This is a genomic window from Alteromonas sp. 14N.309.X.WAT.G.H12 (genome assembly GCF_036697315.1).
Taxonomy (GTDB): Bacteria; Pseudomonadota; Gammaproteobacteria; order Enterobacterales; family Alteromonadaceae; genus Alteromonas.
Window position 1 is genome coordinate 1 of the sequence record NZ_JBAHZB010000092.1, and the last position, 13,863, is coordinate 13,863.

The 13,863-nt window shown below is 47.3% G+C and carries 14 protein-coding genes; 10 read left to right on the forward strand and 4 right to left on the reverse strand.

Features of this window, described 5'->3' with window-relative positions; all coding sequences use genetic code 11:
• Positions 1-44: 44 nt before the first annotated feature.
• Positions 45-1,712, reverse strand: coding sequence for an energy-dependent translational throttle protein EttA (ettA, locus tag V5298_RS16505; protein ID WP_332932533.1), 1,668 nt, complete (start codon positions 1,710-1,712; stop codon positions 45-47).
• A 214-nt stretch (positions 1,713-1,926) separates the two neighbouring features.
• On the opposite strand from ettA, the gene lpxD reads away from it, so the two are divergent.
• The 10 genes from lpxD (at position 1,927) to V5298_RS16555 (ending at position 10,377) form a co-directional block, all read left to right on the forward strand.
• Complete coding sequence (gene lpxD / locus V5298_RS16510; RefSeq protein ID WP_332932534.1) at positions 1,927-2,952, forward strand: UDP-3-O-(3-hydroxymyristoyl)glucosamine N-acyltransferase; 1,026 nt, start codon at positions 1,927-1,929, stop codon at positions 2,950-2,952.
• Between the two features lie 190 nt (positions 2,953-3,142).
• On the forward strand, positions 3,143-4,399 hold the full coding sequence (gene glyA, locus V5298_RS16515) for a serine hydroxymethyltransferase (RefSeq protein WP_332932535.1): 1,257 nt from the start codon (positions 3,143-3,145) through the stop codon (positions 4,397-4,399).
• An 83-nt stretch (positions 4,400-4,482) separates the two neighbouring features.
• Positions 4,483-4,932 (forward strand): transcriptional regulator NrdR, encoded by a 450-nt coding sequence (nrdR, locus tag V5298_RS16520; protein WP_332932536.1) that lies wholly within the window; start codon positions 4,483-4,485, stop codon positions 4,930-4,932.
• 6 nt (positions 4,933-4,938) lie between these two features.
• A complete protein-coding gene (gene ribD, locus V5298_RS16525) occupies positions 4,939-6,066 on the forward strand; it encodes a bifunctional diaminohydroxyphosphoribosylaminopyrimidine deaminase/5-amino-6-(5-phosphoribosylamino)uracil reductase RibD (RefSeq protein ID WP_332932537.1) in 1,128 nt (375 codons plus the stop codon).
• A gap of 10 nt (positions 6,067-6,076) precedes the next feature.
• Positions 6,077-6,742 (forward strand): riboflavin synthase, encoded by a 666-nt coding sequence (locus tag V5298_RS16530; RefSeq protein ID WP_332932538.1) that lies wholly within the window; start codon positions 6,077-6,079, stop codon positions 6,740-6,742.
• An 18-nt stretch (positions 6,743-6,760) separates the two neighbouring features.
• The gene (gene ribBA, locus V5298_RS16535) at positions 6,761-7,861 is read left to right on the forward strand and encodes a bifunctional 3,4-dihydroxy-2-butanone-4-phosphate synthase/GTP cyclohydrolase II (protein WP_332932539.1); all 1,101 of its coding nucleotides are present in this window, start codon (positions 6,761-6,763) and stop codon (positions 7,859-7,861) included.
• A gap of 100 nt (positions 7,862-7,961) precedes the next feature.
• A complete protein-coding gene (gene ribE / locus V5298_RS16540) occupies positions 7,962-8,435 on the forward strand; it encodes a 6,7-dimethyl-8-ribityllumazine synthase (RefSeq protein WP_216030031.1) in 474 nt (157 codons plus the stop codon).
• A 12-nt stretch (positions 8,436-8,447) separates the two neighbouring features.
• The gene (nusB, locus tag V5298_RS16545; RefSeq protein ID WP_332932540.1) at positions 8,448-8,867 is read left to right on the forward strand and encodes a transcription antitermination factor NusB; all 420 of its coding nucleotides are present in this window, start codon (positions 8,448-8,450) and stop codon (positions 8,865-8,867) included.
• A gap of 56 nt (positions 8,868-8,923) precedes the next feature.
• Complete coding sequence (thiL, locus tag V5298_RS16550; protein ID WP_332932541.1) at positions 8,924-9,889, forward strand: thiamine-phosphate kinase; 966 nt, start codon at positions 8,924-8,926, stop codon at positions 9,887-9,889.
• Positions 9,889-10,377: a phosphatidylglycerophosphatase A family protein gene (locus V5298_RS16555; RefSeq protein WP_332932542.1), complete on the forward strand. Its 489-nt coding sequence runs from the start codon at positions 9,889-9,891 to the stop codon at positions 10,375-10,377. The genes thiL and V5298_RS16555 overlap by 1 nt, the downstream gene beginning before the upstream one ends.
• 42 nt (positions 10,378-10,419) lie before the next feature.
• Here the strand turns inward: V5298_RS16555 and dxs are convergent, their stop codons facing one another.
• Genes dxs through xseB form a run of 3 tightly spaced genes read right to left on the reverse strand, consistent with a single transcriptional unit; the run spans position 10,420 to position 13,519 of the window.
• Positions 10,420-12,285 carry a 1-deoxy-D-xylulose-5-phosphate synthase gene (gene dxs, locus V5298_RS16560; RefSeq protein WP_332932543.1) on the reverse strand — a complete coding sequence of 622 codons (1,866 nt, stop codon included), beginning with the start codon at positions 12,283-12,285 and terminating at the stop codon, positions 10,420-10,422.
• 36 nt (positions 12,286-12,321) lie between these two features.
• Positions 12,322-13,215 (reverse strand): (2E,6E)-farnesyl diphosphate synthase, encoded by an 894-nt coding sequence (gene ispA / locus V5298_RS16565; RefSeq protein WP_332932544.1) that lies wholly within the window; start codon positions 13,213-13,215, stop codon positions 12,322-12,324.
• A 52-nt stretch (positions 13,216-13,267) separates the two neighbouring features.
• Positions 13,268-13,519 (reverse strand): exodeoxyribonuclease VII small subunit, encoded by a 252-nt coding sequence (gene xseB / locus V5298_RS16570; protein WP_332932545.1) that lies wholly within the window; start codon positions 13,517-13,519, stop codon positions 13,268-13,270.
• Positions 13,520-13,863: the final 344 nt, after the last annotated feature.

Below are 13,863 nucleotides of genomic sequence, written 5' to 3' on the forward strand. Positions count from 1 at the left end.
ATACATAAAAAAAGCCCCGCGATATTGCGGGGCTTTGAGGCATGTTATTTTGCCATTTTTTTGTATTTTAACCGGTGAGGTTCAATCACATCATGACCAAATGTGGCCTTCAGCCAACTGGAGTATTCGGTGTAATTTCCTTCAAAGAAATTCACCTTACCTTCGTCGCGATAATCCAGTATATGGGTAGCAACCCGGTCAAGGAACCAACGGTCATGGGAAATCACCATGGCGCAGCCGGGGAACTCGAGCAGGGCATTTTCTAGGGCCCGTAAGGTTTCCACATCAAGATCATTGGTGGGTTCATCGAGTAAGAGCATGTTACCGCCGGCCTTGAGCAGTTTTGCCAGATGCACACGGTTACGCTCACCACCGGACAAATCCTTAATGAATTTTTGTTGGTCAGTGCCTTTAAAATTAAATCGGCTGCAATAAGCGCGGCTGTTAATTTCAAAGTTGCCAATTCGAATGATGTCCTGATCGTTAGAAATTTCTTTCCACACAGTATTGTTTTCATTCATATGGTCACGAAACTGTTCAACGCTGGCCATTTGCACGGTTTCACCAATATCGATAGTCCCGCTATCGGGTTGTTCTTTTCCGGATAACAGACGAAACAGAGTCGATTTACCTGCACCGTTTGGACCAATGATCCCCACAATGGCCCCTTTGGGAACAGAAAACGACAAATCTTCAATGAGCACCCGGTCTCCGTAAGACTTTTTCAGATTGCTGATCTCCAGCACTTTCTCACCTAACCGTTCACCGGGCGGAATAAAGAGCTCATTGGTTTCATTACGTTTTTGATAATCCGACGTGGCCATCTCTTCAAAGCGGGTCATCCGGGCTTTTGATTTTGCCTGACGGCCTTTAGGATTTGAGCGTACCCATTCAAGTTCCTGTTTCATGGATTTTACCCGGGCGTTTTCCGCACGCTCTTCTTGTTCAAGACGTTTCTCTTTTTGCTCCAACCAAGACGAATAGTTGCCTTCCCAAGGAATTCCATGACCCCGGTCGAGCTCTAAGATCCAGCCGGCCACATTATCAAGGAAGTATCTATCGTGGGTAATGGCAACCACAGTGCCTTCATAATCGTGTAAGAAGCGTTCAAGCCAAGCAACGGATTCCGCGTCCAAGTGGTTAGTGGGTTCGTCAAGGAGCAGCATTTCTGGCTTTTCCAGTAACAAGCGGCACAAGGCTACCCGGCGTCGCTCACCACCAGACAGTTTTGAAACGTCCGCATCCCAAGGTGGAAGGCGCAGGGCATCGGCGGCACGTTCCAAGGTGTTTTCCAGATTGTGGCCATCTTTGGCTTGAATAATCGCTTCCAATTCACCTTGTTCTTTGGCTAATGCATCGAAGTCGGCATCGGCTTCTGCGTAGGCCGCGTAAACTTCATCTAAACGGGTTAGCGCATGTTTGACGTCAGCGACGGCTTCTTCAATATTGCCCCGGACATCTTTTGATTCGTCCAGCTTTGGCTCTTGGGGCAAATAGCCGATTTTTAATCCAGGTTGCGGTCTGGCTTCCCCTTCTATTTCGGTATCAACGCCAGCCATGATACGTAACAGGGTGGATTTACCTGCACCGTTGAGACCAAGTACCCCAATTTTCGCGCCGGGAAAAAAGCTCAGTGAAATGTCTTTGAGTATATGACGATTAGGTGGAACAATTTTGCCCACCCGATGCATTGAATAAACATATTGTGACATACTTTTCGTTGTGTCCTGATGCTAAGGAATAATGGCCATATTGTACTCGCTTTAGGCGGCGACTGACCAGTGTAGTGAGCTGGCTTTTGTCTAATTGAGTTAAAATTCATCACTTGTGTGCGATGAAAGCAGATTTTGACGTTGGGAATAGGGACGTAAGAAGAATTTTCCAGTAGCATTGTGTTTAAGATGACTATGACGACAAGGCGATACGATGACAACGCATTCAAAACGTGTTTATACCTTGCAGGAACTTGCAGAGCACACCGGCGGTACTGTACTGGGTAATGGCGAAATCAAACTCAGTGGTGTGGGTACACTGGCGGGAGCAAAAAGCCACCAAGTTTCCTTTTTAACCAATATTAAATACAAAAAACAATTGCTTTCCACCGAGGCCGGTGCGGTAATTCTTAATGAAAAATTGGCGGACGCTTGTCCGGTATCCGGTTTAATACATGATAATCCTCATGTGGCGTTTGCCCAAGTGGCACAATTATTTGATACCACCCCTAAGCCAGCACTGGGCATTGCCGAGACGGCAATTATTGCCTCGTCGGCAGTCATAGGCAGTGATGTGTCCATTGGCGATAATGTGGTCATCGAAGATAACGTGGTGTTAGGCGATAATGTGACAATCTGCGCAAACACGGTAATCGGAAAGGGAACACAAATCGGCGAAGGATCCACACTTTTCGCCCATGTCACTGTTTATCATGATGTGATTATTGGTAAACGGGTCACCATTCATAGCCAAACTGTCATTGGCGCTGCGGGCTTCGGTTACGCAAACGACAAAGGAACCTGGCTACCTATTCCACAAACCGGTAGCGTACAAATTGGTGACGATAGCCAAATCGGTGCATCAAGTACCATTGATCGAGGAGCCCTAGACGATACCATAGTGGGAAAAAATGTGATTATTGATAATCAGGTGCAAGTAGGGCACAACTGTATTATTGGTGATCATGCCTGTATTTGCGGTGCCACGGGGATCGCCGGAAGTTGCCATATCGGTAAGTATGTTGTCATCGGCGGGGGTTGTGGTGTTAATGGACATATTAGCATCTGTGACAATGTACAGGTCACCGGGTATACCATGATTGCCCAAGATATTACTGAACCTGGGGTTTACTCCTCTGGTCAGCCGGCGATGACAAATCGTGAATGGCGCAAAGTGACCATTCGTACCAAACAAATTGATGACCTATTCAGTCGCGTAAAAGCGTTGGAAAAACGTTAGTTTTATCTTTGTTATAACCCAAAGTGCTAACAGATGAATGTCGCATGTGGCTTGATGGGGCATTCAGTTTGTTGCCATGCCCACCTCCGATCACTAAGGATTACCAATAAACCAGTATACATGTGGTCTAAAATGACTAGAATATGCGTTTTTATTACAGCTATCCCTCAATGCAGTGAAAGGAGCCTCCATGTTACCTCGCGAAATGACGATTGCCGACTTTGATCCAGAACTGGCCACGGCTATGGCCAACGAAAATGTGCGTCAGGAACATCATATTGAACTGATTGCATCCGAAAACTATTGTAGCCCCCGCGTTATGGAGGCCCAAGGCTCACAATTAACCAATAAGTACGCCGAAGGTTATCCGGGCAAGCGTTATTACGGCGGCTGTGAGCATGTTGATGTGGTTGAACAACTGGCCATTGATCGTGCCAAAGCCTTGTTTGATGCTGATTATGCCAATGTACAACCGCATTCTGGATCGCAGGCCAATGCTGCCGCATTCATGGCGCTGATTGATGCCGGTGATACCGTATTGGGTATGAGCCTGTCGGAAGGTGGACATCTTACTCACGGTTCTCACGTGAACTTTTCGGGTAAAACTTATCATGCGGTTCAATACGGACTTGATGAGAACACCGGCGAAATTGATTATGCACAAGTCGAAGCTTTAGCACTTGAGCACAAACCTAAAATGATCATTGGTGGTTTTTCTGCTTATTCCAAAGTGGTTGATTGGGCGAAATTCCGTGAAATCGCCGATAATGTGGGTGCATACCTTTTAGTTGATATGGCACACGTAGCGGGCCTTATCGCCGCCGGTGTTTATCCTAGCCCGTTGCCTTACGCACACGTGGTGACTACCACTACACATAAAACCTTAGCGGGTCCTCGTGGTGGACTTATCTTGTCATCGTGCGGCGATGAAACTATCTACAAAAAGCTCAATAGCTCTGTCTTCCCAGGCAATCAGGGTGGACCTTTGTGTCATGTTATTGCAGCGAAAGCCGTCGCCTTTAAAGAAGCATTACAAGATGATTTTAAAATCTATCAACAGCAGGTGGTGAAAAACGCCCAAGCAATGGTTGATGTGGTGTTGAGTCGTGGTTATAACGTGGTTTCCGGTGGCACAGAAAATCACCTGTTTTTGCTGGATCTTATCGATAAGGATATTACCGGTAAAGATGCGGATGCGGCGCTAGGCAGAGCGAATATAACCGTGAACAAAAACTCGGTACCTAAAGATCCCCGTTCACCTTTTGTTACCAGTGGTTTGCGTATTGGTAGCCCTGCGATTACCCGCCGTGGCTTTAAAGAAGAGCAGGCGAAACAAGTTGCTACATGGATTTGCGATATACTCGATAATATGGGTGATGAGAGTGTCGTTGAACGGGTACAAAAAGAAGTGGTTACTTTGTGTGAGTCGTTCCCTGTTTACGGTTAAACTACCCTACATTGTATAAACTGCTTAATGCCGTTAGCGCAGGGTAAACCTGCCTGACGGCTTTGTTAGTTAAAAGGCCTGTTATGTTTTGTCCATTTTGCTCTGAACAAGAAACCAAAGTTATTGATTCACGACTTGTCGCTGAAGGGCATCAGGTTCGACGACGACGTGAATGTATGGTTTGCCATGAACGTTTTACCACGTTTGAAAGTGCAGAGTTGGTTATGCCTCGGGTTATTAAACGAGATGGCTCACGGGAGCCGTTTAACGAGGATAAATTACGGGCAGGGCTTCAACGGGCATTGGAAAAACGGCCAGTGAGTACCGAACGGGTGGAAGAAGTGATCCTGTCCTTAAAGTCTGAACTACGGGCTACTGGTGAACGAGAAGTTTCCAGCGAATTTTTAGGGAATCTTATTATGAATGCCTTAAAAGAATTGGATAAAGTGGCCTATGTGCGGTTTGCTTCCGTTTATCGTTCGTTTGAAGATATAAAAGAATTTGGTGAGGAAATAGCCCGCCTAGGAGACTAAAACGTCATGGCTGCAACGCAAGATTTCCCGACCGCATTAGATTATCAATGGATGGCTGAAGCACTACGGCTTGCCAAAAATGGCGAATATACCACCACCCCGAATCCACGGGTGGGGTGTGTTATTACCGATGCAAATCATAAAAAAGTGGGTCAAGGTTTTCATGTTCAAGCCGGCAGTCCCCATGCGGAAGTTCACGCATTGCGAGAAGCCGGTAGCAGCGCAAAAGGGGGAACTGCCTATGTCACCCTCGAACCCTGTAGTCATTACGGACGCACCCCACCTTGCGCAGAGGCCCTCATAACAGCGGGGATTGCCCGTGTTGTGGTGGCAATGACCGATCCTAACCCCCAAGTGAGTGGCCGCGGGCTAACGTTATTGCGGGAAGCTGGCGTGACCGTTGTCAGTGGCGTGCTTGAACAGCAAGCAATGGCCTTAAACCGAGGCTTTGTGAAACGGATGCTCACCGGAAAACCCTGGGTAACGGTAAAACTGGGGATTAGCTTAGACGGTAAAATTGCCCTTGCTAACGGCCAGAGTCAGTGGATCACCAGTGCCGCAGCGAGACGAGATGTGCAACGTCATCGGGCCCGCAGTTGCGCCATTCTCACCGGCAGCGGCACAGCACGGGCCGACAATCCAAGTTTGCTTGTGCGCGAAAATGAAGCTAAGTTGCCCGCTTATCCGCTGGCGACTATTCGACAGCCGTTACGGGTGGTTATCGACAGCAAAAATCAGTTAGATTCCAACTTATCGCTGTTTACCGACGGCCATAAAACATTAAAAGTATGCGCTCAGGGCAGGGGACCTGACACCGAAAGAACCGCTGCGGTTTCTCTACAAGGTGAACGGGTGAACCTTTCTGAGGTGATGACCTTACTGGGTGAACGGCAGATAAACGATCTTTGGGTAGAAGCCGGTCCAGGTCTGGCGGGGGCGCTTTTTCGAGCCGATGAGGTGGATGAGCTTATTGTTTATCAGGCGCCGAAATTGCTGGGCGATAAAGCCCAGAGTATGCTCATTTTCGATGAATTTACCCGTTTGAGTGACACGCCAGCGCTGCAATTAACGGATCTTCGCCAAATTGGCCCAGATATAAAGATGACGTACCGAGTGGGTAACAACACAAATTAAGAGGCAAAACATGTTTACGGGGATTATTCAGGCATTAGGCAAAATTAAGTCAATGGTACACCGGGGTGAAGATATCCGATTAACGGTGTCGTCTGAAAAACTTGATATGTCCGATGTAGCGTTAGGCGACAGTATCGCCACCAATGGCGTCTGTTTGACGGTCACTGATATTGGCGATGATTTTTATTGTGCCGATGTGTCAGCGGAAACCCTGCGTTATACCGGTTTTGCTCATTATAAAACCGGTAGTGTCGTTAATCTTGAGAAGGCTATGCGCCCCACAGACCGATTCGGAGGACACATTGTTTCGGGACATGTGGATGGTGTGGGTGAGGTAGTAAACATTGTTAAGCACTCGGATTATATTGAAATCTGGATTTCTGCCCCCACTGAATTGGCTAAGTATATCGCCCATAAGGGCAGTATTACGGTAGATGGCGTCAGTCTTACCGTTAACGATGTGCAAGGTCGGCAATTTATGCTTTGGATCATTCCGCATACCTTGCAGGAAACGGTTATCGGTCACTATAAAGCCGGTACCTTGGTAAACCTTGAAGTTGACGTCGTCGCCCGTTATTTAGAACGATTAATGCTGGGTGACAAAGCAGCTAACAATAATACGAAAACCGACATCAGTATGGCTTTTCTTGCTGAAAACGGCTTTCTTAAAAGATAACCCTACAAAAGTGAAATTATGGCATTTAATACCACAGCAGAGTTAATAGAGGATATTCGTCAGGGTAAAATGGTTATTCTGATGGATGATGAAGATCGGGAAAACGAAGGTGATATCATCATGGCGGCACAGTTTGTGACGCCAGAAGCCATTAATTTTATGGTCACCCATGCCCGCGGTTTAGTTTGCCTTCCTATGACACAAGAGCGATGTCAGCGATTAAACTTGCCACTGATGGTGGATAACAATGGGGCGCAGTTCTCAACCAATTTCACGGTTTCCATTGAAGCGGCTAAAGGAGTAACCACCGGTATTTCTGCCGCCGATCGGGCAACAACCATACTTGCTGCTGTGGCACCGGATGCCGTTGCGTCAGACATTGTTCAGCCAGGTCATATTTTTCCTCTGATTGCGAAAGAGGGAGGCGTATTAAATCGTGCAGGTCATACGGAAGCAAGCGTGGATCTTGCGCGTTTAGCAGGTGCTGAACCTGCCGCTGTCATTGTAGAAGTTCTGAATGAAGATGGCTCCATGGCCCGAAGACCGGAACTGGAGCGTTTTGCAAAAAAACACAATATAAAAATTGGTACTATTGCCGATTTAATTGAATACAGAAATTTAAACGAAACCACCATCGAAAAAGTTGGCCAGTGCGTTTTGCCTACAGAGTATGGTGAATTCGAGTTACATACCTTTAGAGATGTAATTGATAACCAACTACATTATGCCTTGAAAAAAGGTGAGATTAGTGCCTCCGAACCCACCCTGGTGCGAGTACATTTACACAATACCCTTAGTGACTTGTTGGGCTCGACACGGGCGATTAATCGCACCATGACCTTATCACAAGGGATGCAGCGTATTGCTGAGGATGGTGGCGTGCTGGTGGTTCTGGGCAAAGAGGAAGACATCGCCGGTCAGGTGCGTCGCTTCGCCGCCGAAGATCGGGGTGAACAGCCCGAAGGGAAGACCTGGTCTGGATCGTCTCGTACCGTGGGTGTAGGCAGTCAAATTCTGGCCACACTAGGGGTTAAACGCATGCGTTTGTTAAGCAAGCCAGTGAAGTATCATGCGTTATCGGGTTTTGGGTTGGAAGTAGTAGAATATATTCATCAGTAAGGTGGTATCTTAAGGGCGACTTTGGTCGTAATAACATTCGATACCGTTTACGCGCGGTTATGCTATACTGCGCGCCGTTTTTTCATTGGGGTAAGCAAGCATGCAGGTAATTGAAGGTAATATTCGGGCAACGGGCAAAAAATTCGCCATCGTTGTATCGCGGTTTAACAGTTTTGTTGTTGAGAGTTTACTTGAAGGTGCCCTCGATACCTTGGAACGTCACGGAGAAGTCAGCGAAACTGATATTACTTTGGTTCGCGTACCAGGTGCTTATGAATTACCTGTGGCGGCAAAAAAAGTGGCAGAAAAAGGTAAATTTGATGCCATTATCGCGTTAGGGGCCGTTATTCGAGGCGGAACGCCGCATTTTGATTTTGTTGCAGGTGAATGTAACAAAGGCTTGGCGCAGGTTTCTTTGGAGTTTGGTATTCCGGTTTCGTTTGGTGTGATAACCACGGATTCTATTGAGCAGGCCATTGAGCGCTCAGGTACAAAAGCCGGAAATAAAGGTGCAGAAGCAGCCCTCGGTGCACTTGAAATGGTGAATGTTGTTGCTTCACTTAACGATCTTTGATCGGAGGCAAACGTGAAAGTATCAGCAAGACATAAAGCAAGAGAACTTGCTTTGCAGGGAATTTACTCCTGGCAAATGAGCAAGAACGACATTGAGCAAGTAGAGCTTACTCTTGCAACCAGCAACGACATGCAGAAAGTCGACATGGTGTATTTCCAAGCGCTGCTTCGCGGTGTTGCCGAACAGGTAGAAACGCTGGATGTTAAGATAAAACCTTATCTTGGACGCTTACCAGAAGAGCTTGATCCCATAGAAAAAGCCATTTTGCGCATCGCCACCTTTGAGCTGACTGAGCGAATGGATGTCCCTTTTCGGGTAATCATTAATGAATCTATTGAGCTGGCGAAATCTTTTGGCGCAGAAGAAAGCCACAAGTTTATTAACGGCGCCCTTGATAAAGCGGTAAAAACACTACGTCAGAACGAACGTTAAGCTGTCTTGTGAACGCTTTTTTCGTCGCTACATTTAAGTGAACTAAACGGTAAAACGTGAAAGAATTTGATCTTATCGGCCGCTATTTCAAAGATGGTGGTCATCAACGTAAAGACGTACTGGTTGGCATTGGCGATGATTGCGCCATCACTGCCATGCCGGTAAATCAACAACTGGCCATTACCACAGATACATTGGTGTCAGGTGTTCATTTTCTTGAAGATGCGCCTGCCCGTTCAGTGGCCTATAAAGCCGTGGCGGTTAACCTCAGTGATCTTGCGGCAATGGGTGCTGAACCGGCGTGGATATCTTTATCCTTATCCATGTCCCACGTAGATGAAGGCTGGCTGGAAGAATTTGCAAGTGGCCTCTATGAGTTAACTCGCTATTACGCGGTTCAACTCATTGGCGGAGATACGGTAAGAGGTCCGCTGGCAATGACCATAACCGCGCAGGGTTTTATTCCCCCTGATACCGCGCTAAAACGCAGTACTGCAAAACCCGGTGACTGGATTTATGTTACAGGAACAACCGGTGATGCAGGGGCAGGATTAGCCTTATTAAAAGGGGAATGTGAGGCCAAGGATGCCGATCGGGATTATCTGGTCAAACGGCATTTGTATCCTACCCCACGGGTAGCGGTAGGCACGGCATTACGAAGAACCGCATCATCATGTATTGATGTTTCTGATGGTTTGTTAGCCGATTTATCCCACATTTTGCATGCATCGGGATGTGGTGCGACCATTCATGTTGACCGATTACCTATCTCATCTCAACTGTTTAACTGTATGGGTGCTCAAGATGCATACCGCTACGCGCTTACTGCCGGAGATGATTACGAACTGATCTTCACTGTCAATGAAGAACAGCGTGGCAACCTTGAAACCTCCCTGGCCAGTACTGGTGTCAAAGCGACGTGCATTGGGCAAGTAACCGGCCATAGCGGTAAGGTGGATTTAAAACTTTACGATAAAGAATACTTGCTGGAAAGCGCAGTGGGTTACGAGCACGAATTCTGATGCAGCCTGAATACCGCAAGCGGGTTTCAATGAAAAATCCAGTCCATTTTTGTGCCTTAGGTGGTGGTGCTGGGTTAATTCCATTTATGCCCGGCACTTTCGGTTCCCTTGTTGCGATTCCCCTTGTATTGCTTGTGGCGCTATTGGGCGACAGCGCCTACATCGCCATTACCTTATTGGTCAGCGTCGTGGGGGTATACTTTTGTGGCAAAACCGCCGATGACATGGGCGTGCATGATCACGGATCCATTGTTTGGGATGAAGTGGCGGGTATTTTTATTACCTTTCTTTTTGCGCCCCTTTCTGTTGTCAGCGTTGGGCTAGGATTTGTTCTGTTTCGTTTTTTCGACATTCTTAAGCCTTGGCCGATTGGGCCGGTGGATAAGACCCTCCACGGCGGTACCGGGATTATGCTTGATGATATACTGGCAGGTGTGATGGCGTGCGCGTCGTTGCATGTTGTGCTTTGGGCATTAGCTGCATTTTAAGCTAGGAAGATGACGCCAGTGTGTCGCACTGGCGTATGAACATTAGTTATCGAAATAGGTGTTTATCTGACTGACAATGCCTGCGCCATCAAGGCCTAGTTCCCGATACATTTCCTCTTGCGTTCCTTGGGCTACAAAATTATCCGGTAAGCCGATTTGTAATGTATGCATTAATATCTTAGCCGACTGCAAATACTCGGTGACCGCAGAGCCCGCCCCGCCTTTTATACAGCCATCTTCCAGGGTGATGAACCCATCGTGGGTTTCGGCGAGCTTATGGATGATGTCGGTATCTAGCGGTTTGACAAAACGCATATCCACTAAGGTAAGATCTAACTGCTCTGCCGCTTCTTCTGCGAAAGGTAACAAGGTACCAAAATTGAGTATGGCCCGTTTCTTACCTTCGCGTAGGGTACGAGACCGTCCTAATGGGATGGGTTTCATTTCAACAGCGGTTTTTAACCCTTTTCCCGCGCCTCTGGGGTATCTTACTGCCGCCGGACTCGCCGCTTTATGGCCGGTAAACAGCATGCGTCTGCATTCTTCTTCGTCGCCGGGGGTCATAATGATCATATTGGGAATACAGCGTAAAAAGGCAATGTCGAAGGCGCCTTGATGGGTTGGACCATCGGCACCCACAATGCCCGCTCTGTCAATGGCGAACAATACGGGCAGATTTTGTAACGCCACATCATGAATAAGTTGGTCGTAAGCCCGCTGCAGAAAGGTTGAATATATGGCGACAACGGCGTTATAGCCTTCTTTGGCAAGCCCGCCCGCAAAGGTCACCGCATGTTGTTCGGCAATGGCCACATCAAAATATTGTTCTGGGAATTGCTGAGAGAATTTTACCATGCCAGAGCCTTCACGCATGGCCGGCGTAATGGCCATGAGTTTAGGATCTTCGGCGGCCATATCACATAACCACTGTCCAAAGATGGCAGAAAACGTTGGCGCACTGGCCTTGGCTTTGGGCAGGGCATCGCCTTTGGGATCAAATTTGGGCACTGCATGAAATTTAATGGGATCTTCTTCTGCTTGGGGATACCCTTTTCCTTTTCGGGTGACCACATGCAAAATATGAGGGCCGGAGAATTGACGCATGTTACGTAAAGTATCTACCATTACGTTTACGTCGTGCCCATCAATAGGGCCAATATACTTAAATCCCAGTTCTTCAAAGATGGTGCCGGGAACGACCATGCCTTTAATATGCTCTTCGGCGCGGCTGGCGAACTCTTTGATCGGCGGCACATTACTCAGTAATTTTTTACCGCCATCGCGAATCTTATTGAAGAAGTTACCGGTGAGCAGGCGAGCTAGGTGGCTGTTTAACGCGCCCACATTTTCTGAAATCGACATTTCGTTATCATTGAGCACCACCACCATATCTTTTTTAATGTCGCCAGCGTGGTTAAGCGCTTCAAAGGCCATGCCCGCTGTCATCGCGCCATCACCAATCACGGCAACCACTTTTCTATTCTTGGCTTCTTTTTCTGCCGCTACGGCCATACCTAATGCCGCGCTAATAGAGGTGGATGAGTGTCCTACTGCGAAGGTGTCAAACTCGCTTTCAGGTGGCCAAGGGAAAGGATGCAGGCCATTTTTTTGCCTGATGGTGGACATTTTCTCAGCTCGACCGGTGAGGATCTTGTGGGGATACGCCTGGTGACCCACATCCCAAAGAAGTCGGTCAAAGGGGGTGTTGTATACGTAGTGCAGCGCCACAGTCAGTTCAACCGTGCCTAAGCCGGAAGCAAAGTGCCCACTGGTCTGACTCACTGACGTTAATAAATATTGCCGTAATTCATCGGCGAGATCTTTTAACTTATCTTGCTCTAATTGTCGCAGAGCATCCGGCGTCTGGGCCTGTGCCAGCGTAGGATAGTGCGTTAAGTCTAAACTCATTGTTCTTTTTTCATTTTCTTATGTAGTGTGAAAAAATCAGGAGGTACGCTTGACCATTAGGTTCGCAAATGCCGCTAATGATTCGGTATTGTATGGTAGCCCCTGTAAAGCTTGAAGCGCATCGTGGTGAAGTTGCGTTAATACTTCCTTAGCTTGATCCATTCCCAATAGAGCAGGAAAGGTATTTTTGCCCAGTTCAACATCAGAACCTTGCGGTTTGCCGATGGTACTGGCGTCTCCTTCCACATCGAGAATGTCATCCTGAATCTGAAATGCGAGACCGATGAAACCGGCATAACGAATAAATGCCTGTCGATGCTCTACCGACAACGATTCTGCCACTAGTGTAACCATTTCTGCGCAAGTTTTCAGGAGTGCGCCGGTTTTTAATGAGTGTAAAAGCGTTAATTCATCAATATTGATGGTTTTACCGGTGGAGGCCAAATCCATTGCTTGTCCGCCACACATGCCCTGGTAGCCGGAAGCCCTTGCCAGCAAGCTCACTAAGGATGCCCGTTTGGTATGGGCAAATTCACTCATGGGGGCATCGGCGAGTATGGAAAAAGCCAGCGTTTGTAACGCGTCACCGGCTAAAATTGCTGTCGCCTCATTGAATTTGATATGGCATGTAGGCAATCCACGGCGTAAATCGTCATCATCCATCGCGGGGAGATCATCATGGGTAAGGGAGTAAGCATGTATACATTCAATGGCCATGCTAATGGCTTGCTGATCTTTTTTCGGGATGTCTAAGGCATTGCCAATAAGGTGTACGAGCAGGGGGCGCATACGCTTTCCGCCTGCAATCAGGGCGTATTCCATTGCCGCGCGAAGTTCAGGGGCGTGATTGGGCAGTTGTTTTACACAATGGAGCAAACCTTCGTCAGTCTCTTTTTTCACCGTCTGACGTAAGGCATCGAGATTTGTCATTAAGCTACCTGTAGTTGCGAATTGGACGAGCGTAAATGCAACAGAATGAAGATTACTCGCCGGAGGTGTTGTCCTGAAAATCGGCAAGGGTATCTTCGCCTTTTTCATTTAATAGGATGCTAACTTTTTGTTCCGCTTGCACTAATGCTTGCTGGCTGAGCCTGGATAAGGTAATGCCTTTTTCGAATTTTTCTAAAGCCACATTTAAAGGTAAGTCACCCGATTCCATTTCGTTTACTATAGTTTCGAGTTCTGCTAAGGCATCCTCAAAGGACGGCGCCGCTGGCGCTTTTTCTTTACTCACGATGTCGACCTAATAGTTATTTTAACAATCTTCGCGCACATTAACCGAGCGGATGCGTTGGGTCAATTGCTTTATCAGGCTAGTTTGTTATAAGGGACTGACTATGTGTATGGTTTTATTGATGATACCTATTGATATTCATAATCACTGGTAATCCTGTAAATTGATTATAGAATTCTCCTTGGTGGCCGATAGAATACCTACAGGGTTATGCTGTCGCCAATGAATGACCGGTTATGAATATCATCGTCAGCCGCGTTGCCAATGTGAAAGAGAGTGTCAGAGTGTGAGGAGCAATAAGTGGATTTAGCAACCGTCATAGGCATGTTAGGGGGTATTGGCTT

Bases quoted from the DNA above. Each gene is read 5' to 3' on its own strand.
- ribE (WP_216030031.1), top strand. From the start codon at position 7,962: ATGCAGGTAATTGAAGGTAATATTCGGGCAACGGGCAAAAAATTCGCC.
- dxs (WP_332932543.1), bottom strand. From the start codon at position 12,285: ATGAGTTTAGACTTAACGCACTATCCTACGCTGGCACAGGCCCAGACG.
- lpxD (WP_332932534.1), top strand. From the start codon at position 1,927: ATGACAACGCATTCAAAACGTGTTTATACCTTGCAGGAACTTGCAGAG.
- ribBA (WP_332932539.1), top strand. From the start codon at position 6,761: ATGGCATTTAATACCACAGCAGAGTTAATAGAGGATATTCGTCAGGGT.
- V5298_RS16530 (WP_332932538.1), top strand. From the start codon at position 6,077: ATGTTTACGGGGATTATTCAGGCATTAGGCAAAATTAAGTCAATGGTA.
- ettA (WP_332932533.1), bottom strand. From the start codon at position 1,712: ATGTCACAATATGTTTATTCAATGCATCGGGTGGGCAAAATTGTTCCA.
- nrdR (WP_332932536.1), top strand. From the start codon at position 4,483: ATGTTTTGTCCATTTTGCTCTGAACAAGAAACCAAAGTTATTGATTCA.
- glyA (WP_332932535.1), top strand. From the start codon at position 3,143: ATGTTACCTCGCGAAATGACGATTGCCGACTTTGATCCAGAACTGGCC.
- V5298_RS16555 (WP_332932542.1), top strand. From the start codon at position 9,889: ATGCAGCCTGAATACCGCAAGCGGGTTTCAATGAAAAATCCAGTCCAT.
- ispA (WP_332932544.1), bottom strand. From the start codon at position 13,215: ATGACAAATCTCGATGCCTTACGTCAGACGGTGAAAAAAGAGACTGAC.
- ribD (WP_332932537.1), top strand. From the start codon at position 4,939: ATGGCTGCAACGCAAGATTTCCCGACCGCATTAGATTATCAATGGATG.